At 58.0% G+C, this 23,679-nt stretch carries 15 protein-coding genes and 2 pseudogenes; 10 read left to right on the forward strand and 7 right to left on the reverse strand.

The features are described 5' to 3' along the window. Nucleotides 1–583: 583 nt before the first annotated feature. Both ACVWYI_RS33570 and ACVWYI_RS33575 read right to left on the reverse strand, forming a co-directional pair. Nucleotides 584–1,747, reverse strand: a complete 1,164-nt coding sequence (locus ACVWYI_RS33570; protein ID WP_456664250.1) for a recombinase family protein — start codon at nt 1,745–1,747, stop codon at nt 584–586. Between the two features lie 70 nt (nt 1,748–1,817). Continuing rightward, nucleotides 1,818–2,033, reverse strand: coding sequence for a hypothetical protein (locus ACVWYI_RS33575; RefSeq protein WP_247447250.1), 216 nt, complete (start codon nt 2,031–2,033; stop codon nt 1,818–1,820). 1,784 nt (nt 2,034–3,817) lie between these two features. Between ACVWYI_RS33575 and ACVWYI_RS33580 the strand changes: the two genes are divergently transcribed. After that, nucleotides 3,818–4,372 (forward strand): ATP-dependent DNA ligase, encoded by a 555-nt coding sequence (locus ACVWYI_RS33580; protein ID WP_456664251.1) that lies wholly within the window; start codon nt 3,818–3,820, stop codon nt 4,370–4,372. A gap of 856 nt (nt 4,373–5,228) precedes the next feature. Next, a pseudogene (locus tag ACVWYI_RS33585) lies at nt 5,229–5,866 on the forward strand (LabA-like NYN domain-containing protein). Nucleotides 5,867–5,924: 58 nt separating this feature from the next. Here the strand turns inward: ACVWYI_RS33585 and ACVWYI_RS33590 are convergent. Next, the gene (locus ACVWYI_RS33590) at nt 5,925–6,131 is read right to left on the reverse strand and encodes a cold-shock protein (protein ID WP_247447253.1); all 207 of its coding nucleotides are present in this window, start codon (nt 6,129–6,131) and stop codon (nt 5,925–5,927) included. Between the two features lie 308 nt (nt 6,132–6,439). Between ACVWYI_RS33590 and ACVWYI_RS33595 the strand changes: the two genes are divergently transcribed. From ACVWYI_RS33595 to ACVWYI_RS33615, 5 genes are all read left to right on the forward strand, one after another. Continuing rightward, entirely contained in the window at nt 6,440–6,670 is a 231-nt protein-coding gene (locus ACVWYI_RS33595) for a hypothetical protein (protein WP_247447254.1), read from the forward strand. An 84-nt stretch (nt 6,671–6,754) separates the two neighbouring features. Further along, nucleotides 6,755–6,943, forward strand: a complete 189-nt coding sequence (locus ACVWYI_RS33600; protein WP_456664252.1) for a hypothetical protein — start codon at nt 6,755–6,757, stop codon at nt 6,941–6,943. A 428-nt stretch (nt 6,944–7,371) separates the two neighbouring features. Further along, the gene (locus ACVWYI_RS33605; RefSeq protein WP_354051780.1) at nt 7,372–7,866 is read left to right on the forward strand and encodes a septal ring lytic transglycosylase RlpA family protein; all 495 of its coding nucleotides are present in this window, start codon (nt 7,372–7,374) and stop codon (nt 7,864–7,866) included. Between the two features lie 1,035 nt (nt 7,867–8,901). Continuing rightward, the gene (locus ACVWYI_RS33610) at nt 8,902–9,108 is read left to right on the forward strand and encodes a PilZ domain-containing protein (RefSeq protein WP_456664253.1); all 207 of its coding nucleotides are present in this window, start codon (nt 8,902–8,904) and stop codon (nt 9,106–9,108) included. Between the two features lie 554 nt (nt 9,109–9,662). Then, nucleotides 9,663–10,016 (forward strand): Crp/Fnr family transcriptional regulator, encoded by a 354-nt coding sequence (locus tag ACVWYI_RS33615; protein WP_456664607.1) that lies wholly within the window; start codon nt 9,663–9,665, stop codon nt 10,014–10,016. A 654-nt stretch (nt 10,017–10,670) separates the two neighbouring features. Here the strand turns inward: ACVWYI_RS33615 and ACVWYI_RS33620 are convergent. Then, nucleotides 10,671–10,877 (reverse strand): hypothetical protein, encoded by a 207-nt coding sequence (locus ACVWYI_RS33620; protein ID WP_247447258.1) that lies wholly within the window; start codon nt 10,875–10,877, stop codon nt 10,671–10,673. Nucleotides 10,878–12,105: 1,228 nt separating this feature from the next. On the opposite strand from ACVWYI_RS33620, the gene ACVWYI_RS33625 reads away from it, so the two are divergent. After that, nucleotides 12,106–13,515: a patatin-like phospholipase family protein gene (locus ACVWYI_RS33625; protein ID WP_247447260.1), complete on the forward strand. Its 1,410-nt coding sequence runs from the start codon at nt 12,106–12,108 to the stop codon at nt 13,513–13,515. 49 nt (nt 13,516–13,564) lie between these two features. Here the strand turns inward: ACVWYI_RS33625 and ACVWYI_RS33630 are convergent, their stop codons facing one another. Continuing rightward, a complete protein-coding gene (locus ACVWYI_RS33630; RefSeq protein WP_456664254.1) occupies nt 13,565–16,915 on the reverse strand; it encodes an AAA family ATPase in 3,351 nt (1,116 codons plus the stop codon). 1,636 nt (nt 16,916–18,551) lie between these two features. Between ACVWYI_RS33630 and ACVWYI_RS33635 the strand changes: the two are divergent. Both ACVWYI_RS33635 and ACVWYI_RS33640 read left to right on the forward strand, forming a co-directional pair. After that, nucleotides 18,552–20,151: pseudogene (locus ACVWYI_RS33635) on the forward strand (glycoside hydrolase family 17 protein). A gap of 71 nt (nt 20,152–20,222) precedes the next feature. Then, the gene (locus ACVWYI_RS33640; RefSeq protein ID WP_456664255.1) at nt 20,223–20,639 is read left to right on the forward strand and encodes a hypothetical protein; all 417 of its coding nucleotides are present in this window, start codon (nt 20,223–20,225) and stop codon (nt 20,637–20,639) included. Nucleotides 20,640–21,112: 473 nt separating this feature from the next. On the opposite strand, the gene ACVWYI_RS33645 is transcribed toward ACVWYI_RS33640, so the two are convergent. After that, nucleotides 21,113–21,433: a hypothetical protein gene (locus ACVWYI_RS33645; protein WP_456664256.1), complete on the reverse strand. Its 321-nt coding sequence runs from the start codon at nt 21,431–21,433 to the stop codon at nt 21,113–21,115. 1,438 nt (nt 21,434–22,871) lie between these two features. Further along, nucleotides 22,872–23,588 carry a hypothetical protein gene (locus tag ACVWYI_RS33650; RefSeq protein ID WP_456664257.1) on the reverse strand — a complete coding sequence of 239 codons (717 nt, stop codon included), beginning with the start codon at nt 23,586–23,588 and terminating at the stop codon, nt 22,872–22,874. Nucleotides 23,589–23,679: the final 91 nt, after the last annotated feature.

The raw sequence follows: 23,679 nt of genomic DNA on the forward strand, positions 1-23,679 counted from the left end.
GTGGGCCTCATCCGGCCGATCAGACTCCCGTGGCGGGGCGTCCGTCAAGAGCGGCTCGCTCAGTTGAGCCCCCACGGAGCTTCCTGATGATCTCCCGCAGATCGCACAGGTACTCCTCGACTACGCGTTGGGCCTCCATGCGCGAAGGCTTGCCCACGCTCAAACTCGGCTGTTCACGCAGTCAAGATTGCAGCTCATCGCTCAAGAAGTCACGCTAGCCGTCGTTTGATTGCTCGAATGACGCCGTTGAACGTTCCAACCCGGCGCACGCCGTAACGCTTATGGACATTTTCCGTAAACCTCGGCCTTCGCACGAAGTTCGAAGAGGACATCAAAAAAAAATCGCAAACGCTCTGGTTGCACGCGTCAAGCCGAATCGCGAGGAGCAGACCTGGCGGGATATTTCGGCCACACTCGATCGTCCAGAAAGGCGAATGCCCCTCTTTGCCGTCCTGACAGCACCGGGCCACGCGCAGCGATATTAGCAATTCTCGCACCTCGAGCATTTGGTGGACTCGATCAAACCTGACATCTTCCCCGGATTTCATAAGAGCCGCTCCAAGTCTCGAGGCGTGTTCATCGATCATGGCAAGCCAGGCGTCGCGTGAACGTAACCAATCAGCCGATAGGCGTTTCTCACTGTCCCAAAGCGCAATTGGTAAACAGATGGACGCGGCACGCCGGGAGCCGCATCAATAATGGCGCGAGTGAGCTTCCCCCTTTTTTGCAGGACAATTCTCAGGCGCTTCAGCATCTCTTCGTTGGAAAGACCTTTCTGGCTCTTGCGAGCTGCAATGATAGACTGCGCCTTCGCGAACAAATCCGCAGCAATCACCGGCTCGAATGCGCCGACCTTTCTGATCCATCGATCAGCAGGAGTCCTCGTGCGCCGTTGCCGAAGACGGTACGGATGGCGATCGTAGACGATGTTGCCGATGTAATTCTCGTTCACCAGCAGATTGTGGATGATCCAAGCCGTCCAAGGCCTACCCGTCGGGCAATGGATCCCAGCGGAATTCAGGCTCCGCGCAATCTTCGTCTCGCTCCTCCGTTCAATAACGAACTGCCGGAAGATCGAGCGCACCTGTTCCACCTCGTCCGCGGGGCCTGGTTGCAGAATGACTCGATCTGTCTGGAGGTATTTCCGCTCACCATTTTGCAGCACGCCTCGCGAGCGTCCATTCACATCAATCAACTCTCTGCGCAACGCGAGACAGGGTCGGCCGCCCTGCCTGAATCCCAATCGAGAGAGATGACAAGCTCCAGCATAGACCTTTTCTGATCGCTCCCTGCTCCATTCAGCAGCCATGGCCCGCTTCAGGTTCTTCCCAATACTTGACATGAGACCGCCATCGTTACCGAATAATTCGGCGCAATAGACGACCTTGATACCCGCCCGTTTGCAGATGAACTCGTAGTACGCGCTTTCATCAACGTCCTGAAATCGCCCCCACCGGCTGACGTCGTAGACGAGGATGTTACTAAAATCTGGGCGACCGCACTGAACGTCGTCGATCAGATCGAGCAGGCCCTTCCTGTTCTTGATGTGAAGGCCGCTTTTGCTCTCATCCCGATAGGTTCGAACGATCTGCCACTCGAGCCTTAGCGCATAGGCGGCGATCACCGCGGTCTGGTTCGCGATCGAATACTGCTGGTAGTCGGTCGACATTCTGACGTACTGCGCTGCGCGGCACGCCCACCGTGCTTTCGGTAAGCTGCTCTTAAGCGGGACGAGCGCATTGACCATCGGACCGAGCCTCAAAGCGCGGCGGCCTCCGTAACCTAAGTCAGTTGAGCGGCGCAAAGAATTCACGTCTTCATGAACCGGGCCACGGCCATTCTTGCCTCGCCAGCCACGTCAAAGCGGCCGTGATCAAAGCGACGATCAAGCCGCCCCATTGAGATGTTCGCCGCGCTGCACTGATCGAGCGCAAGTACAGGATGGCGCCAAGCAAGGTTCCGTAATTTCTTCTGAAGTCTCCGTTGAGATTAGCAATCTTCGATAGCTCGGTCGTCTCGACTTCATTCGACATTGGCTGGCTCTCGCGTTGGACCAGCACCCTATGAACCACTGTTTTGCCCGACGGCACAAGCGATATTTCGCTATTTCCGCAGCAGTGCCGACGTCCTTTTTGACGCACATCGCAACTTCTGATAGCGCTCCTCTGACTGGAGGGACGCAATGCTGGGGTCGTTTTGCAGCGCTGGCCAGTGCGAAGACTCGCGTTAATCTGCCCAAATTGCCGGAGAGACGCTTCGCTGGCCAACGTCTCGCGCGGTCGCACTATGCTTACAGGTTATCTGACCTGCGAAGGCTGTCTCCAGACCCCAGACGTTGCCGGATGGCATCTTGCAGCAAAGCCGCAAGCTCGCGACGGGTCACGTTCCACTTGAATAGGGTGCGGACATGGAATCGGGCCTCGCCCCTATTGCGTTTTCCACACCCACGACGCGCGGTAGCTCGCCGGCGTTCCAAGACCCAAGCGATTGACTCTTGGAGCCGCGGCGTTTCGATGGCGACATCCGCATACGTAAGCACGAAGCTGTGCCCCAAACCGGCGGCCACGAAGTCTGCTTCGCGATGGTCGGCCGAGCGTGTACCTCTACTGGGTCGATATCGCGGGACGTCGGCTCGCGCCGAACCTGTTGACCGGGGCAGAAGCGCTTGAGTAGGCCCGGGCACTCGCAAGAGCGGAACTTGCCGGCTATCGGGAGACATGATTGGCCAACCACGTTCGTGTCGTCCACTATTCGTTCTTTTAAAACCGCGTCCCACAACATGGCACTCGCAGCGTGTTCCGCACGGTGAACACCAGACTGGGCCGCCGCCAGATTTAAGTCGAGCAACAAGGGGTTAAAGCCGGCTAGCACCCATCATGCCTGCCAGAAGAACGTTACGGCAACCGAGAACGCGCCCGCCAGCGTGAACCGGCGGGGCTGCCCTCCCACCCTCGGCACGAAGCCATTTCGCACTCCTGGCGAAATCTTCTTGAAACATACCAGGTCGAAGCTGGCCGCATCAAATATGGGGATGCCACATGCTAGTCCTGATGAACCTGATTTGGCGTCGGCTTGCCTACACAATGCTGATCGGTATGCGCTCTTAAGCTCGTTCGGCAGTAAGGGTTAGGCGGCTTTCGTCAGGAGGCCACGACCATGCCCAAAGAGATCGCTATAGTGCTCTGGTCCTTGGCTGCTGCCTGCGTAGTCGCATTCAGTATGGCAGCTCTGGTTGCGCCTCGCTAAGAGAGATAAACCGCCAGCGCGAACCGGCCGCGTGCCGCGGCGGCGGCCAAAAAGCCGGCCCCTCAGGAGGATGAATCCTTTGAGGCCGGGAGTCTACGCTACGCTGCTCCGAGACACTGCCCGGAGCTGGAAGAAAACGCACTCGGATTGCCGGTTGTTCCCGACTCCCAAAATACCGCTAAAAGCCTATCTTTTCACGCGGAAGAGTCGGGAGCGATTGCTGCTCGCATCTTTGAGCGGATCACTGAACTCGAGCTGGAGCTTGCCGCGCGGGATTTCAACATCCCCACGAGCGGCGATGACGTGACGAGCCATCGGTCCGTGGCCGCGTCCTCGGCCTCTCGCTCGCCGCGGCGCGCAGCTTGGGATTACGGATCGTGGCGTGGCTCAGGTTCAATGTAGCGACATAGGTCTGCAACGGGCCTTGGTAGTGTAAAAACGCTGTTGCATGACGCAGACCGGCGCGGGCGAACTCAGGCTACCGCGGTCCGGTGAATTTGGGCAAATTTTGCGAGCCACTCGACCAGAACTCATCATGACGCAATGTCGGGGGCTCTTTTTTAGGCGTCCCATGAACCGCAATGGCGCGCGCCAGCGCCCGTTTCACGCCCTCACTGCCGCCAGCAGCGGTTTCATCCCGACGATGTTCAGCACCCGTGTCAGATTGTATCAGAGCACGCACAGCGCCATCTCGGTCGCAACTTTCGGCAGCGTCACCCACAAGAAGTGCGTCGCGCCCATGCGCATCTTCAGTGTGGCAAAACCGATTTCTGGCATAAAAGGATGGACTTCTGAATTCAACGCGCTGCGCTCGAGCAAGCACGACCATGAAGCCCAGCTTTATGCGAGCGACGTGCTGGCAATGGGCGGTGACGATAGCCGGCAGCTCCCGCTGCACCTGCGCAAGACCAACCTGCAGCGGCTATTGGCTCACCGGCCGGACGGGATCACCGTCGCGCCATTCGAGCGCGGCGAGATCGGGCCGAAGCGTTTCCGGGCGGCCTGCCGCATGGGACTGGAAGGGCTGGTCTCGAAATACCGTGATCGGCCGCACCGCGGCGAGCGGCAGAAACATTGGGTGAAGATCAAGAACCGCAGCCATCCCGCAATGGAGCGGGAGCTGTGACTCCCCTGGATCTGTGAGGGGCTCGATTTCCACCGCCAAGGCGTGGCATTTGAGTAAGGTTGCCGGCATCCAGCTGCAACGCCCTAAGGTCGTGTTGCTTACCCTTTTAGGGACGATGTTAGCTGCAGCGGCCGAGCAACCATTGCCCCGGGGTTTTTGGAAAGGCCGTGGCGCTCGACCGCTTGGTCGCGGGGCGGCCGCGACCACTACACTAATGTGAGTCGCGCTCGATTTCTGATTCTCCGTTGAAGCTAAATATTAGTTTGAATGATGGTCGTTAGCGAGTTCTCAAAACCTTGACGTGGGTCGTCGTCTGCACGCCTATAACGGCCCGACCTCCTTGTGTGCCTAGGCGATCCGCCGCCGAAAGCCCCTCCACGCGTTCAGGTCGGCGCCACGTGCCGACGTATCTTTAGATTTCATTCCATTGCGGTAAGGAGCCGTCAGCAGCAACTGGAACACGGCTCGAGCACCATGTATTGAGCTGCGGGGTCGGCTTCTCTCGGTTCCGACCAGGAGAACGTCTCCGCCTGGAGCTGAGACAGATCACCGACAGCCGCGGACCCGCCGGTGGATCCAAAGATCAAACAGAGCAAAATCGCCAACGGTCACGGCGCGAGCACCTTGAAACAAGCACCTGCAAAAAGATAGGACACGTTACAAATCTGACAGGCCGACTTTCGGCTGATGTCAGACTTCCAAGGCGTGATACGATTTGAAAATAGCTGAAGCTTAAAGCATCCGTCTCCTCGACGATCTTCGGTAGCGATCTATATAGAATGCGAAGGCCCTCTGCTTCGCGGGCCCGCGATGCTTTCAGCTTGATCCGCGCTGCTTCACCGAAAGCGTGAACTGAATGTCACCTTCCTCTACGGACAAGATCGCGCTCTTCATCGATGGAGCCAATCTCTACGCGACGGCGAAAACTCTCGGCTTCGACATCGATTACAAGCGCCTGCTGAAGGAGTTTCAGAGCCGCGGGACGCTGTTTCGGGCATTCTACTACACCGCGATCATTGAGGATCAGGAATACTCCTCGATCCGCCCCCTGATCGATTGGCTGGACTACAACGGCTACACCGTCGTCACGAAGGCGACCAAGGAGTTCATCGACGCATCCGGCCGCCGCAAGGTCAAGGGCAACATGGACATCGAGCTCGCCGTGGACGCCATGGAGCTCGCCGAACACATCGACCAGATGGTGCTGTTCTCGGGTGACGGCGACTTCCGCTCCCTGGTCGAGGCCGTTCAGCGCCGCGGCGTGCGGGTCACCGTGATTTCCACGTCGCCAGCCAGCCGCCGATGATCGCCGATGAGCTGCGCCGCCAGGCCGACGTCTTCACCGACCTCGTCGAGCTGCAGGCCAAGCTCGGCCGCGACCCGTCCGAACGCCCCGCCCCGCGCGATCGTGAAGCGCGTGGACACATGCCAAAATTCTTGCAGGAACCGAAGGGAAACGAGACCATGCAAGTGACTTTCTCCACGCGCTCCTGAGAGACCTCGGACAAAAGGTGCAGTGATCAATACCGCAGCGCCATGGTCGCGGCAGCCGTCAGACGCGCAGATTTTCCGCGCTGCTCTTGCCGCGCTTGCGGTCAAGTTGGACCTCATAGGAGACCTTCTGCCCCTCAGCCAAGCCCGATAAGCCGGCGCGTTCCACTGCGCTGATATGCACGAAAACATCCTGGCCGCCGTCATCGGGCTGGATGAAACCGAATCCCTTGGTTGCGCTAAACCACTTCACAATGCCTGTCGCCACGTCCGCCTCCCGGTTGAATAATGAACATAGCCTAGGTCGACTGCTTTGGGGCTGACAAGCAAAAATCCGCAGCGCGCGACGTCGGAGAGTGTTTTCGAAGCGATCAGTGGTCAGATAGGGGGCGAGCCATTGCGGGAGACGACCCGCCGCTGATTGTGAACTAGTTCACAGATCGGGAAAGAAAAGCTCACTACGATGGACGACCGCGCGGGAGACTCCGCTCCTGCGATGTGGTGCAATGCTGCTCGGCTCGCGCGCCCATTAGGCAAGCGATGAATGGATTGCTATATCCGTCACAGGAAGACACGATGATTGACGACCCCTTGGCGCGTGCACATTGCAACAGTATTCAACGCTATCGCCTTTTATTGCAGACCAATCTGACGGAGTTCGAGCGCCAGTTTGTCGAAAGGCGTCTAAGTGAGGAGCAATCGAAATTGGAGATGCGGGTCAGCTCGTGCTCAAGCGAAGCGCACTGCGATCAACCAAATAGCCTAGATACCTGCGACAGCTTCGGCATTCCGTTCCGAGACGGCTAGCCGGAGCACCGCGGGGAAATCGCTCAACCACTTGCGCTCGCTCTTCGGTTGCGGTTTGATCATGGTTTTTGGACTATTGATCAAATGGCCATCCAATTGATTGTGGCGAAGGTTCTCAGAGACGAGCTTGCTTTGCGGGGCATTCGATCCTTAACCGCGGAAGAATCGGAGACGATTGCTGCTCGCATCTTTGAGCGAATCACTGAGCTCGAGCTGGAGCTTGCCGCGCGGGATTTCAACGTCCCCACGCGCCGCGACGACGGATCAACGTGACGAGCCGGTCGTTACGTCCGTTTGCGATCCACTGCGAGCGAGGCTGAATAACGTACGGAGCATCTTACGCGGGCTCGCGGCCTCTCGCCCCATGAATTGTTGCGGTCCGTTCAATGTCCTCCCAGTCTCTATGATCAGGCGAAGACATTCACGCTACTGATTGAATCGCCTGCACGCACACGCGGTGTCGACGCTCACTTCGCCAGAGAGCTCTAGAACTGCTCGCCAATTAACGTGATGCGTTGCAGCGGGCTGTCTGCTTGCTGCACTGCGTCCACGCTGCGCCGTGCAACACATCCTCAACTATCGGTATGTTATCGCCTCTCGGCACAGGATTCCCGCACATGCCCGGAACGCGCCTCAGGAGTTTGCATTGTTCTTGTGTCTTGTGATCTTTAGTAAGGTCGATCATGCGTCTGTTTTCTGGAATGATCGTGATTGCAACAGTCTCCGCTTGGACGGGGCTTCACCCGACCCCTGCTGTCGGGCAAACATTCAATGACAGATGGTCCATCATTCCAAAGGCTCACGCGGAGCCCGCTCCTGAAGGACTCGATCAGATAAAGAAGGATGAGCCGCAAGCGCAACCTCCGAACAGACAAGAGCTCTTGAATGATCTTTCGGGCATTCAATCTTTCAACCGAGTCTTTTCCGGAAAAGCCTCCTACTATTCGTATTCCAAAGGGAAGACAGCGAGTGGTTCATCGTTTGATCGGAATCAACTAACCGCGGCGCCCCCCCCGTCTGCCGTTCGGCACGAGAGTCCGAGTCCTGATCTTGAGACGAATAATTCGGTGGTGGTTCGGATCACCGACCGCGGACCATGGGTTCGTGGCCGCGTCCTCGACCTCTCGCTCGCCGCCGCGCGCACCTTGGGGATTACGGATCGTGGCGTGGCTCAGGTTCGTGCTGAGGTGTTGTAGCAGTCGTCCATCGAGTTGCGAAAATAAGCAACCCGCCCCTTACATCAGCGGTCCGCCTTTGGGTCTGAACCTGCCGTGCCTCTAAGAAACCCCGACGCTATTGCGGTCATCGTGACCGCCCTCCAGCTAACTCACGGCGACCAAGCTGCACCAGGCATGGTGGTCGGCGGCATGAGCCTGGCCGCCCTGACAGAGGCGATGTTCTCCGCACCGATTGGGCAACGCGATGCCGTTGGCGGCTCTACGGCGCAGGCGACCCCTGCCCGGCCTGCAACGATGCCGCGCCCGAATTGATGCCGCTGCCGCCCGGATTTGAAAACAGCATCACCAGCATCGAAGTCATGCGCCCGCTGTTGAGGAACCCGCAGGGAAGCGGCGCCGGAAGCCGTGAAGCTACGACGTGTACTCATAAACGTCGGCCTACCAACGCAAAGCGGAAGTCTCCCATCTTGGCCGTGATAGGCGGCTTGTGATGCACAACGGACTCCGGCCACCTGCGCGAGAAACTGTGCGGGTATGGGCACTCTGCGGTCCGGAGCAGCCTAGGGTGCGCCAATATAGCGTGCCGTCCAGCGTTTTGATGTATCGTCCGAGTTAACCGGCGGAGATAGGAGCATGCGATATTCTTTGGTCATCGCGATGTTGCTTGGGTTGACGCTTTTCACGATCTCGCGCAAGCGCGCAAAGTAGCGCGGTCTCAGCAACCCGCGTCGACCCCGTCCGGTCCCCGTCGGCGGCCGCAGAGACTGACAAGTGCCCCGCGGGATCGAGATAAATAACCGACGGCTGTATGAGCGATCTTAAGCGCCGCTTGCACTAGTGCAGCCATTTTGCATTCGTCATAGACCTTCCGCTGTCGATTTAATTCGATTTAATTGCATCTTTGGTATAACAGTCTTCTGTTGTGGTTTAATTCAGGGCGCTAAGATTGAATCGGGTCTCGAGATTCTAGCGAACTCTTTTTTGATCGCAGTAGGTGCCCGACGACAATCGATTTGCGCTCTGCGGGGCGAACCCTTTACTCGGAGAAAAATTATGGAGCAGAACAGTTCTCATTCGACACGCATCCCAAAGTCCGGCTCAATCAGCTTCGGCCGTTCGAAAGCAAATTGCTTGATTCGCAGCATCTCTGAATACGGTGCCGCCCTTGATGTTGCAGGAGATGAAATGATTCCGGACGAATTCGCGCTGACTGTCATTCCGGACGGTGGCCACACGTCGCTGTTCAGTCGTCTGGCGTAAAGAAAAACGTATCGCCGTCGCATTCTATTGATGCGCCACCAACTCATGCGGATGCAGGTGGAAGATCTTGGGGCAAAGCGCTGACTTTTGTGAGAGGTAGCCTCGCATCAAGATTGAAATCCGGAATGCGCATCTCGAGAAACAGTAGTTTACTCGGTCATTGTGGCGCGTCAGGAGGGACCACGGGCGCGCTTGAGAGACCTAGCAGATCGACTAAATCCGCATGCTGAGCCGCTACGAGGATCGCTTGCCAAATGATATTGCGGCAACGCCTGCTGCCCTGACGGGGCAAGCCCAGCAGCTGCATCGTGGTGATCGACGGCTTTCTAGCTCGGCAAAGAGTGGTGAATGACCGAAATCAGATCTCGTCATTCTACCTGGCTGGGGACATGCCCGACTTGCCTACCCTGCATTTGCCGATCACGGATTGTGATCTTTGCAGCGTAGGCAATTCGACGATAGCCGCTGTGCCCCATTCATCTCTCAGAGAGATGATGACCCAATCTCTCGGACTTACACACGCGTTTTGGCGCGAAACGCTGATATAGGCTGCCATCTATCGCGAATGGGTTGAGAATGTCGGAGCGCGCCAAGCCTTAGGTCGACTCGCGCATCTTCTTTGCGAGCTTACCACTCGCATGGAATTCGTCGGGCTGGCGGAAAGCGGTAGCTACCGGATCCCGCTCACCCAGCAAGATGTTGCCGATGCATGTGGGCTTTCAGTAGTTCACGCGAACAGGACGATCCAGGAACTCAGGGCTTTGGGCCTCAGCGAATGGGAAAACCACACCGTTACTCTGCTCCGCGCACAGGAACTGCAAGCTGTAGCCGAGTTCAGCCCTGAATATCTGCATGAGCTAAACCCAAGTGGAGGATCAAAGATCACCAAAGCTGGCTTCGGGTTATAGTAACGTCCGAGCAAATACTGACTTAGCGCCGGATGCCGGCTAGCGGATAAAAACAACTCTGCAGCTCGGGCCGCTTATGAATCGTGGCGATCGAGGTATTCTGACGGACGCCGAGCGCATAGGTTAGCGCCGCGTAAGCTGCCGGTCTGAACAATCCGCAGCTGCTGCCCTTTTTTGTCGCAATCCGACTGGCAGACCACGACTGCTTTCAAAAGGGACAGCCGGTATCTTGCTCCGCGTTCGTCAGCTCTCCACTTATTGCAATTTCCCGGCTTCATTGTTGACGAGCTTGAGCGAGTGCGGGCCGCGATGTGCTGCGGCTCGTGGGCGCGTGTTTCAAAGCCGTGCGGCTGTTCACGCGCAACGGCCACAACTGTACCGACCGATACCCCTAGATCTCCAGTCGCGCTGAAGCACCGCGAGCAGCAATTCGTCATCGCGAGCAACGCTAGGTTCGAACGTGGTTGTAGTGGCGAGACCATGCTAGTCGGCCCGCCTGCGCTGGCGAATACGCGGCCCGACCGTTTGTCGAAAAGGCAGCCGTGGCTTCCCAATCCGCGAACCAAAGGGGAGTAGTGGACAAGCACGACGATCGGTGGCCCGACCGCTCGTTTCCGCTCTAGCGGGCCGCCTAAGTCGGCGGCCTTCGGCTTGTTACGAGCAGGCTGCTCCGGACATTTTTTGACGGGGGGTGCAGGTGGTCATCATCCTTTTCTGCGCGGCCGCGCCCTTCGCTGGTTGCGCCACCGGCGCCTTAGATTTTGCCGCACCGCTAGCGGGCGGCATGGTTTGCGCTTTTACTTCCAACGAAAACGAAACAATGAGAGAAGCAACAGCAATGATCGCGAGCGCACTCTTCATCTTACCCTCCGTTTGGTTTGGCAGTGAGGCGTTCAACTAGCGCGGCGGCCGGCATTCAAACGAGTACAGGTTGGCCACCCGTTCGACGCTCGCATCTAGACGAGCCTAACGTTGTTCCTTCTTACAGGCTGAGCTATCCGCTGTTTGAGTCGCGCTCGGCTGTCGGGGCTGCGCTGGCACTGAGTTTCCAATTCTGTCGTTCAGCTTTTTGTAAACCGAATACGCGGCGCGCTCCGCACATCCAATGAATATCAATATAACGAATCAAATAAACTGCTGATATACTTTTCTGATCTTTGCCTTACAAATCAAATCTAGAGAATTGAACTTCAAAACCGACAGAAGCCCTGACTGTTTTCCTGGCGCTAGTCGCTGCGGCCCCATCAACAGAGGGTTCATCGCCTACCAACTGGTTTAGCCGAGCTCCGAACCCAGAGCTGACGACACGGGCGAATATCGGGTTTGTCACACTGCATCACCAAGAGCTTCAATGATAGTGGTGATGAGACCGGACAAGCAAACGGCGCTGTCAGAGAGGCGCAAGCCATTCTTGGTGGCGTTCGCGGCCTCTGTGTTAATTACCTCATCACTCAGCGCAGAGACAGCAAACGCATAATATTGGGGTCGAGTGGCTGAAGCCATTTGCCTGCTCATCCGGCTCGGCAAAACAGAAACGGGCAGCTCTGTATACACAATGTCGTTCCGGGGGCCAGCGCTGTGGTCCCAAAGGCCCCTGCTCGGCCATTCACCGGGCCGTTGTGCAACACCGTGTATGGCCAATCTCGGAATGGCACCTATCGCATCTTGGTCGTATAAAAACACTATTGCATGACGCGGGGATCGGCGGGTCGAACTCGGGCTGCCGTAGTCCGATCAATTTGGGCAGGTTTGACGGCCGCTCGGCCAGAACTCATCCTGAGGCAAGTTCGAGCTCTTGTTTACGCTCCCCATGAACCGCAACGGGGCGCACCGCGCCAGTATCACGCCCTCACCGCTGCCAGCAGCGGTTTCATTCCAAAGATGTTCAGCACTCGTTGTGACCGCGCCGATACGCAAGCCCGCGCCCTCAGCGGAGGTGCGTTAGTGCGATGCGCAGGTCCGAGAAAGCGTCGAATGTCGACGTCAACCGCGCTTTCCAATGATCCCGAAAACGATTAATCTCTTCCTCTTCACGGAATTCGAAACTTGATCGGAGAATAAGCCACACGTAAATTAGATGGAGGAACCAATGGTGAAGAGAGCGATCACGCTCGGCGGCGGCGGACCGGCAGCAGGACTACACATCGGGGTTCTGAAAGCGCTTGCAGAAGTCGGCAAGACGTTCGACGATAAGTCTGATGTGTGGGCGTTGTCCTGCATCGGCGCTTGGGTTGGCATCGTCCACAATCAATTTAATGAAGAGAAAATCAAAAAAGAAAACAAAAGCAGAGCCGAACTGACCTATGAATTCTTCAGGGACGGCGTGTTTCGGGACGATGAAGGCTATAAGCGTTTCCCCATAAACACCGTATTCGGGGCGGATTGGAACGCCAACATCAAGGCCTTCCAGGACTTCGTCACCGATCCCAAAAGTTACAGTGATTTCCGATGGCAACCGTACAAGATGATGGAACAGATCCAGGGCACCATGTCCGCTTGGTTCAACCGTCTGCCTCGTGGTGAAGAACCCTTCAAGGAATGGCGCGAAGGAGACATCAACAACTGGATACTCAATGAGGTGCTCGCACCTAATCCATTCGTCCGATACCTCACCTCTCTGATGTACTTGTCCAAAGTCAACGGCCTGTCCAGGATCAACTATCCGGATAGCGAGTTTATGAAGAGCATAAACTTCGGCGAGCTGAAAAAGGACCGAATGCCACACATCTATCACAACGCCTGGAATCTCGACGAACAGAAGCTGGCGCTGTTTTCCAATCGTCGGATGAAAGAGGACGAGAAAAAGCAGTACAAGGGAGCTATCGACTCACGCAGCCTGTGTGCGTGTTCGTCTCTTCCCTTCGTCGAAGGGACGGTTGAGATCGACCAAGTTACATATTGCGAAGGGGCGTTAGTCGATACTGTGAACTTCGATAGCTTGCTCGAGGAGCACCCCGATTTGGACGAAATCTGGGTGAGCCGGATCGTCGATGCGAAGCAAATCCGCAGGCCGGAAAATCTTCACGATGCGCTAGCAAATCTCTGCCAACTGTTTGCGGCAACGGTCGGCGAGGATGACGTCAAGCTTTTCAAATATCACGTCAAAGAGGCGCACACACTCGACAGAGCAGCCGAAGCCGGGATACTCGAGAAAGCAGTCGAGTGCGGGATGCTCGACAAACCAGCCGCGGACGGGAAGAACGGGAAAAAACCTTGGAGAGGCGTAGTCATCGAGATTCACGTGCCGGGGCACATCAATTTCAAATGGAATCACAGCAATCTCGAAAATTCGATAACGCTGGGATACGCCGCCGCCAAACAAGCAATCGACGCGTTTAACAAAGCGGAAAACGAGATTAAGGCGAATAGTAAAGACGACAAGCTGCTCAAGCCCATTTTCATAAACGAGAATCCACAGGACGACCCGAATTGGTTAGAGCTGCGAGATCGTACTTATGCGGCTCTAAAGAAGGCGGCTAGTGGCGCCAAGCCAAAGTAAGCAGATCGCGTTGCGGATTTGGATCTGGGCATGCGTTGTCCCGGTTGGATTACCGCAGCCCATCGAGAAGCACCTTTGCCTCCTTTAGATCGTGCGTCTCGAAGCCTTCGGTGAAGCTGGCATAAATCGGCGCGAGGAAATTGAGCGCTTCCTCGCGTCTGCCCTGATCGATCCACAGCGCGGCACGGTCCATTGCGGCTCGAAGCTCAAGCGTCTTGGCGTGTTGGCTTCTTGCCGTATTTATTGCCTGCTCGAGCAGTGCCTGCGCTTCGGCTTCGACGTCTGGTCCGCCGCGGACGACCAGCACCCGTGCCTTCAGCCGATACAATTCGGCCTCCAAAATTCGTTCGCTATTTCGGCTCGTTGTAGCGAGGCCGTGCTCGATCAATTCCAGCGCCGCCTCGTAGTCGTGACCAATCAACAATGGCGGACACAAAAGCACGTAGAGCGCGGTGATGGCCAGCTGATAACCTGCGCTGCGATATTCGTCCAACGCGGCACGGATCTCCCCGAGTGCGCTGGGTGAAGGTTCGAGCGACGCCACGCATATGCCCCGAATAGCACGCGCCAAGCGCCATTGCCGGAATCCATGCTCCTCTGACAGGGCGATACAGCGTTCGGCATGACCTTGCGCAGTCAGGAACTCGCCGCGAAGGGCGTGAAGAATGCATGCATAGTAACAAGCATACGCCTGCGAATGCGGATGACTGATGGCGTCGGCACGCTGAATGGCGACGTTCACTCGCGTGAGTGCCGTATCAGCGTGGCCGAGCAGCCAGAGCGCCCACGACATCAACGCCAGGTCAGCCACGCCGGCATCCTGGCCGGCCACACGTGCCGCCAGCCTATCCTCCTCGCTGCTCGCCTCAAAGGCATCGTAGGCCCGTTCGATCGCTTCATGGGCACCGATCAGACGTCCCATGAAAAGGCGGATCATCCCCTGCCCTCGCATCGCATTGAGCAACGTCGGTCGATCGTCGCGCGTTTCGGCGAGTTGGAGCAGGGCGGCGATCGTTTCCTCAGCCACCGGCAACTCACCGCGCATTACGCTCGCGGTGGTCAACCAGAACATCACCTGGAGTTGCTCGGGAGGGTCTCCAAGGCGCTCGCACAGCTCACGCGCGCGGGCAAAGGTTGCCATCGCCTTGTTCGAGGCTGGTCCTTGAGTAGCGATCAGGCAAGGCCCAAGAGCGAATTGGAAGTCAAGTTCCAACCTGTCCTTTCGCGCGCTGTCGGGCAGATGGTCCGAGGCCTCGATACCTCGTTGCAAGTGCGCGATGGCCTCAAGGTTGGCCGAGCGCATGGCGGCCTTCTTGCCGGCGCGCAGCCAATATGCCTCCGCCCTTTGGAACTGCCCGGCCTCCTTCAGATGGTGCGCGAGAGTTTCAGGTTGAGTCTCCACAATTTCCGGGAACCGTTGCTCGAAGGCGTCTGCGATCATAGCATGCAGCGCTGCGCGTCGGCTCTTCAGCAGTCCCGAATAGGCAGCCTCCCGCACAAGCGCGTGCTTGAAGGTATAGACCGCCTGGGGTATCTCGCCCCGGCAGAATATCAACTCCGACCGAACCAGCTGCGCAAGCGCCTCCTCAAGTCTCTCTTTTGGCAACCCGGCTACGGTGCTCAGCAGTTCGTAGGAGAACTCGCGACCCACCACAGCGCCGATCTGAGCCACCTCCCTCACCGGAGCCAATCGATCGAGCCTCGCCATCAGTGATGCGTGCAAACTCGTCGGAATCGCCATCGGGGGCAGAGGACGGTTGAGGACGTAGTGATCGCCCTGCTCATGTAATAGCCCGGTTTCGAGCACAGTCTTAGTCAGTTCCTCCACGAATAGGGGCACGCCATCGGTGCGGGCGAGGATCTGCTCCATTACCTCTTCCGGGAGCGTCTTGCCGGAGGTGACGCGCTCGATTAGCGCCGCCCCGTTGCGTCGGTTCAGCCGCGTGAGCGAGATCGTGGTCACATGCGCATGACCTGGCCAGGGCGGCGTGAACTCTGGCCTCGCGGTGATGAGCAGCAGCACCCGAAGCCGCGGTAGCTGTTCCAAGGTCATCGTGAGCAGCTCCAGCGACGTCGGATCTGCCCAATGGACATCCTCCACAATGACGAACACGGGCTGTCGCTCCGCCAAGAGATTGAGCTGAGTCAAAAACGCCGCCAATGTCATCTCCTTGCGCTTCTGCGGGCTCAGCTCTGGAATGCGGTAGCGCTCACTTGGTGGTAGCGACAGAAGGTTGGCCAGAGGTAGCAACACGCGGTCGGCATCAGCCCGCACGAGCAGAGCCTCGAGCTTAGCGAACTTCTCTGCGGGCGGGTCGCCCCGCTCGAACCGGGCAGCGCGTTCAAGCTGGCGGGTGAAAGGATACAGCGCACTGTTGGTGTGGTGCGCCGAGCAGAACTGGCGCACCGTGATATGCGGTTCGACCTCGAGCCGCTCCTCAAGCGCCAGCGCAATGTGCGACTTGCCGATACCGGGCTCTCCGATGAGCATCACCGCGCAACCTTCGCCACGCCTGGCGTGCTGCCAGCGACGCAAGAGCATCTCGATTTCCTCGTCACGCCCAATTGGCGGCGCCAATCGGGTTTTGTGCTGAGCCTCGAAGCGGCTTTCCACTTCGGTTGTTCCCAGGACCTGCCAAGCTGGCATTGGCTCCGCCCATCCTTTAAGCGCGACAGGGCCGAGATTGCGGAATTCGAAATGCCCATCAGTGAGCCGGTGCGTACTTTCGGAAATCAGCACGGTACCGGGATTGGCGAAGGTCTGCAGGCGCGCAGCCAAGTTCGGCGTCTCGCCAATGACCGTCTGCTCTTGAGCTGAACCTTCGCCGGTCAAATCGCCCACGACCACCATACCGGTAGCGATGCCAACGCGAACCTGCAGCTCGGTGGCGGGGTCTGTCCGGAGGCTAGCTACGGCATCGACCAGCGCCAGCCCGGCGCGTGTCGCCTGTTCGGCATCATCCTCGTGCGCCTGGGGATAGCCGAAATAGGCGAGCACGCCATCTCCCATGTACCGCGCGATAACGCCCTCATTCCGGGCAACAACCTCTGCGATGCAGCCGTGATAGGTGCCCATTACGGCCCGCAGGTCCTCCAGATCAAGGCGGGCCGAAAGTGCCGACGAGCCGACCAAATCGCAAAACATAACTGTAAGCTGACGCCGCCCGGCCTGGTCCGCCGACGCCGGCTTAGCGCCCACTTGAGGCTTTCGCGGGACCTCTCCCTGAAGTTCTACGATCGCGCGCAGCATCTTGCGGCGATGCCCAAGCAGGACGCCCAAATCTTTTAGATCCTGCTCCGTGAGATCTCGAACGACCGAGAGGTCGATGGCGTTTTCGCGGAATCGCTCGGCGTACTCGCCCAAACCGATCGATGCTAGCCACTCTGCAATACCGGTCATGGTATACCTATGGCTTATACGAAGAGAATAGCACATTAGAGAGGCTTGCGAAGGCACATCTGTCGACCGAAGCGCCGATCACCGGACTTCTTCCCAATGTAACATAGTGGCCCAGGCGAAAAGTGAACGCCGCCAAGCGCGATGTCTGTTAAGGGTCATTGCGGTCCTTGCGCAACGCGCCGCTGACGTCCGATAAGCGCCCTTAACGGATTCCACGCTATTCGGCTCTCGGCCGTTCCGGATAGCAGAAGCCGCAATCGACGCGGCTGCCCTGCGCAGCTAAGCCTTCGACGCGCAGCTGCTGCGTTTTGTAGCGAGCCTACACATAGCTGGCAAACTCCTCCCAAGAATAGTTGACGCCGCGGCCAGGACGGTCCGGGCCGCAAGGTCCTTCGCCATTGCGACAACGCTCGCAAATTTATGCCGCAGGTCACGACGCTTAAGGCGCCGCCCTTGAGGCGCTTCCGCTCAAACCACGCCTAATCCTGACCACGCCGCAGCCTCGAACGGACGCGAGCAACACTGCGCCGATTTCAGACTACACGGGACGCAAGGCACTCGATGCCGCGATCGGAGCCACGAACCGTGATCGATAGCTTTGGTTGCCGCGTCTTCAGCCTCCCTACGAGTGGGAGAATTGCCGGTCCGATACCTGTGCTCGCTCAGCTTCGCGGTCTAGGCCGGTAAGGCTGCACGATCACCGATCATGGTCGGGAACCCATTCCTCAGCGGTTGAGTCCCAATGATGGGTGTCGTCGAAGTGTTTCCAGAGTGGCCGCCTTGACTTGCTTTCACCCTTCTGTCGGTTTGCATTCAGTGCGCGGAGTTGAACGACGAGCGTCCCAGCCATCGTCACCCATTCGCGAGCGTTATATCGGGAGTTCCATTTGATTGCGGTGTGCATCGGATGCCTCCTTCAAAGTAAGAAGCCTTCGCCACATTAGCGCGGGCCAAGAATACGGGGATGTAAACTGCTTCACAGTCGGTCAACATCTTCGACATAGCCGCGGGCGATCTTACTGCGCGGTGACCGCAACTACTTCGCTCAATATTCCGGCGCCCGGCATTGGTCATGTTGCCGCGCGATCAAAACGCACGCGACGAAACGTAGCATCGTACTTTGTGCGCGAACGCACGTCCTTTCGACGGAGTGCATTCATCGTTGGTGGGCGTGCGTCGATAGAGGCCAGCGTATGCTTGAGCTTTGGAACAGACCGGCACGACACCCTGGCCTCGGCGGAGGCGCTTGTCACGGTCCTCGTCATTGTCCCGGCGGCTGCCGGCGCTATTATGCTGGCGGAAACTCGGCGGATAAGCGGACGTGGTCAGATCGAGCCGGCACGTCTAGACGGGCCAACAGGCGACGTTCGTTAGCCGGCACGGCGACCGTCAGAGAAAGGCCACTCTGCTGCCGTTCCCCGAAGGCTATCTCGGGAGATGGCGAAGATTATTTCTACCTGCCCTGCCCTGCGGTAGCCTTAAGGCCTTCGTGGATGTTGACTCGCCTCTTGCGGCACGGACGATCTGGCAGCAGCTTTCACAGTCAAGTAGGTACCGGCGGACAATAATTTCTGTTGTTGTCGGGTCACGACAGCATGCCTTTTGACCGACGATCTCTACGTTGGAGGGTCACACTATCTCGCTTCGTACGCCTCTGGCGCTTCTTATCATATCTCTAGGTGCGATCGCCGCGGTCTGGTGGTGGCTGGCCATACCGATCAACTTGGCGCGCGCACCGATCGATCCGAATGCCAAACTGCAATGCATATCCTACGCGCCCTTCCGCAACAACCAAACGTCAGAGTCGCCGACACCAGTGCCGCGTGACCAGATCGCGGAAGATCTCGCCCAGCTTGCCAAAATAACCGACTGTATCCGTACCTATGCGACTGATCTTGGCCTCGATCAGATCCCCGAACTTGCGTCCAAGGTGGGGCTGAAAGTCATTCAGGGAATTTGGCTCGATAGGGACCGACAGAAGAACGCGACGCAGTTATCCACTGGCATACGCCTCGCCCAGCATTATCCGGAAACCATCACCGCACTCGTGGTCGGTAATGAGGTTCTGTTGCATCGGAAGATGACGCCTTCCGACCTTGCTGCCTTAATCCGCTCGGTCAAGGCACAAGTGCCGGTCCCCGTCACCTATTCCGACGTCTGGGAGTACTGGTTGCGCCATCGGGAACTCAATGACGCCGTCGATTTCGTCACCGTGCATATCCTGCCATATTGGGAAAATATGCCGATCCCGGCGGAATCTGCCGCTGCTCACGTCGACGCCATCCGAAAGCAGGTGGCGTCCGCGTTTCCGGGCAAGGAAATCCTGATTGGAGAAACTGGTTGGCCGAGCGAAGGACGGATGCGCGGTTCGGCACTACCGTCGCGCATCAATCAGGCGCGGGTGATCTCCGAGGTCCTCGATGTTGCCCGGCGCGAGAATTTCCGCGTCAACCTGTTCGAGGCCTATGATGAATTGTGGAAGCATGAGTTCGAGGGCACCGTCGGCGGATCGTGGGGCTTATTCGATTCCGCGCAGCGCACGCTGAAATATCCGCCCGGCATCCCCGTCAGCAATTATCCGCTCTGGAAACTGCAAATGAGCGGCGGAATGGCGCTGGCGATCCTGGTGTTCGGCGCTGCATGGCTGACCTCGCGCCGGAAGCTCTCGCAGCCCCGGCTCGTCTCATGGTTTGCGGTCGGAATATCGGCAACCACCGCCGGAGTCCTGTTTGGGGGGGCCGCTCAAAAAATGTTCTATGAAAGCTACGACGCGGGCAGCTGGCTTCTGTGGGGCGCACTTCTGGTGGCGGCAACTGCCTCGCCGCTGTTCGGCGCCAACGCCCTGATGTCGGGGCGCGCACCGCCCACATTTCTGGAATTGCTGGGTCCGAAGGACTACCGCACCTCATCGGTGCTGGCGATCATGCACGGATTGATCTTGATCGTAACCATCGTGATCGGCACGGAGACCGCGCTGGGCTTTATGTTTGACCCGCGCGAAAAGGATTTTCCTTTTGCGGCCCTCACTATGGCGGCGTTCCCTTTTGCGGCGATGACACAGCTCAATGGCCCCAAGAAAGGAATCCGCCCCATGGCGGAAGCGATATTTGCCGGTGTATTCTTGGTGGCAGCCATCCATGCGGCGCTTAGCGAAGGGCCAGAACAATTGGCAGTCGTTGTGGACTTGTGCTGCCTATATACTGCTTGCGGTTACGCTGTGGCGGGCGCGCGCTTGAGTCTTCTCCTTCGGGCCAATACCAGACGTCAGTCGATCACCTGATCTGCACGGCTGAGCAGCGTTGGTGGAATGATGACACCGAGTGCTTTGGCGCTGGCGACGCTGTCCGCTCAAACCATTGAGAAGCTCGCGAAACTGCTGCCGCCGGCAGCTTCGCTCGGAAACCCGGTTGACGTCGCCGGCGGCACGGATGCGGATCCTTCCGTCTTCGCCGCCTGCGCGAAGGCACTGCTTGAGGACACGAATGTGGATGGGCTTCTCATCACCGGACTTTTTGGCGGGTATGGCGTTAGATTTGCCGCCGCATTGTCGCAGATCAAACTGGTAACGACGGAAGTCATTGGCGAACTGGCAAAGCAGAGCGCCAAAGCCCGTGCTGATTCACAGCCTTTACGCCGCCCTGAAGGGAAGCGAAATGCCGCGACCGCTTTCGCACTCGAAAACGTGCAAAGAGAACATGTGCCGCTCAAGCCTGTTTGGGGCTAGAGTCGCTCCGAGCTCGCGAGCGGATGTCGTGTGCACGGTCGCGCGCCTGACAGCCGCCATGTTTGCAAACCGCAAACCTGGTTGGATCGAACGATCGCAAGTTGACGAAGAAGAATTCGAAATTGCGCGAGCCCGGCCGAACATTGCTACAAAATGCGTGCACGTCATTCGCAACCCTCGTCTGCCAATGCAGAGCAGAGAGCGTCACCGCAAAATCAATTCACGCAAATTGCTAGCGCTCGCTCGGACGGCGATAGGCACGCCACCAGCGACAATCCCTGCCAAGTTACGCAAAAGAACTAGCGGTTCCCCCTGCCCATCGTGGCCGGTGCTTGACCGTCCACGTTGGCAATTATTGATTCTGCAATATTCGCGGCTTCAGAAGCGACAACCGTGATCAAGAAGCGCCACGATCATTCCTTCCTGATTAAATCAAATCTATTTTAAATTAAAGCGCCAGTCTATTTTTTTATTTATTCGCCAAATTTAATGATTAATGCATCGAAATCAAAAACAAAGAGGCTCTTGCGCCCCTCCTTGCGAGGCGACACCGGAATTTTACGGCTTGTCTCCCAGATGCACTCGGTCCGCAAGATGATCTTTGCTTCGCGTGGATCGACAGTCGCAGGGAGCCAGCTGGAGCCAAACTCAGCCCTATCTGCGAAGACGAGGCATGAAAGCAACAGTCTCGCAATACGTTGCGCCAACTTGTGATTATTAACTTGCGCATCCGATGCGATCCGGGCCCGCCCGCCGTGAAGCGGCGAACTTGGCTTGAATGTGATGCTGGTCATCCTCATCGGGTCAGTAGCCGTCCTTGTCGCCCGGGCGCACGTTCCAGAGCTTGAGACCATCGCGGGACTCAATGGTGGTGCGCTCTAAGAGCCAGGCGCGTAGCCAGACCGCTGACGCAACCCAACTGCTGGGTTATGGCTCGGTAGCCGGCGCACGTGCCCTGGAGGGCGGCGAGAGTCCTCGGTTGGGATTTCTGACATTGCGATGCTCGCGCACGAAGCTACGCTTCTCGTGTTGCTGCCCCGCGCACGCTTCTCGTTCGCTTTACCGCGCAATAGGTTCCCCGCGAGCAGCATTCGAAATCGATGTGAAGCTTAAACCGAAACCAGTTCCCGGTCAGCTTACCAAGGGAACCAAATTGACGGCCGTTAAATGGTAAATTTGATTATGGTATATAATCGTGATGACTCTATCTCAAAATTGAAAAATATGGTTGGGGAAAACATGGGAGGTTGAAATGGAAGCTGCCCGCCGCCTTCGTGCAATGGCGCTGCTTTGCCGACAGACTGCCGCACTCCAACCTGAGAGAAGCTGGAAACTGCTTGCAGAGGCCGAGTACTGGGAGCATCTGGCGGCTGCGGCTTCAGCTCATTGAGCTTCGGTCGAGTGTCCTTTGTCTTTCGCTTTTCGTCGACTTCTTCCTTCAAGTCATTTTCTGAGGCATGTGATGTCGAGTACGCGTCAGATTTTCTCTAGTGCTGTTCTGAGCGAACGTCACCAGGCGCTTCTGGAGGAGCTTAGACAGGTGGAGAAGCTTCGACGTAAGCTCCGACATGTAGAAGCAAGAACAATCGGCAGAAGACGGCGTACCAAAGCGAGCGGCGGAGCAAGAGCCGTTTAGAGACCCGGCGGTCCGAAGGTTGACCCGCGTTGGCTCACTCGCGCGATTCGATGGACGGATTGCCCGCGTTCCTCGCATCTGCCACTATTTTGAAAGAGGACTGGCGCCTTCATCCCCGCAGTAGCGAGGCTCGGCGACGACGTCGCTGTGACGTGTCGGCAACCAGCCGGGCCGGGGTGCCCCACAACGCTCGAACTAACTCGGCGAGGAGACCGGCCGTCTATTCGGGGTCGCGCATTAGCTCCGACTTTCATTCGAGGTTGCGCTTCGGAACACGGCAACAAGTCGATCGCCTTCCCAAAGCTCAACGTCGTGCTCGTCCTGCATTTGCTCGGCTCGGCGTCTCGCCGCTTGCTCGTCAATGCAGTCGAGCTTTGCAGCGCAGATCACTTGCCGGCTGCCGTCCACCACGAACACTTTGTACCGCATGATGCAGGCCCATCCCAAAGGGCGACCATCATCGTAGTCGAATGTCCGTCTAAGGCGGTGCCAAATTTAGTGCGGCGTACGGAACCTTTGTACGTGGGGCAGTTCCGCTATACTGGTCCGTGGAATCCCATCGATCGCGCGGCGGCAGTACCTCGTATCTCGCTACCTCAGTGGCGTAATTTCACCGCGTACCGAAGCGTGCGGCTCGAGCTTAAGAGCGAGAGGCCGCCAAGCGTCATCAGCAGCACACCATACCAGGCCGTCCAGCTGCGGGCTTCGTCGCGCGCCTCTGCAGTGCGCGCGCCCAGCGGCATAACTTGAGGTGGGTCGGCGGACGCGGCGGCGAGAAGCTGCCCAACGTCGACTCGGCTGGGCATGGAGTGTTCGGGCGTGAGCTGGTTGCTGGGAAGATCGACAATGGGGACCGCCGACATCAGGGTGAGGCCCGTGAAGAGATCGGAAGCGGCATCAGCTACCTTCATTCCAGGTACAGGCGGCTGAGATTGCTCGGGCGGTGCGGAGCGCAGCAACTCCGCGCGCGCATCAACGACCGCGCGCCGCCTGGTCTGCGTGGTCCCGTTTTCGTCCAAACTGGCGCTGCGGTCTTTGGCCATGCGAGCCCGCATGGGCTTCTTCACTGTCGCGACGCCCTCGGCCAGGAACCAGCATTTGCGGTGACCGTCCGTTCGGTAGACCCAATGCTGTCCGCCGGTGGTCGAGGTACCGGGACGCGGCACGCATTCGGCTTGCGGCGGAGGGGTTACCGTGGGTTGGGACGCAGCAGTATTGAAGAAGTCGGCAAGAGAATTGGAAGACGCAGGCGCCGCCCAAAAACCTCCAACAAGGACTAGGCTGGCGAAGTACAATCGCAAATGACCGGACATCGAAAACTCCCGGGTTCGCCCCACCCCCGCTCGAGCCTCAGCGGCGACAACGGCTCCCATGCGGCTTAAATTGGGCAGCGCGACGAATTAA

It is taken from the genome of Bradyrhizobium sp. LB13.1 (assembly GCF_054056815.1).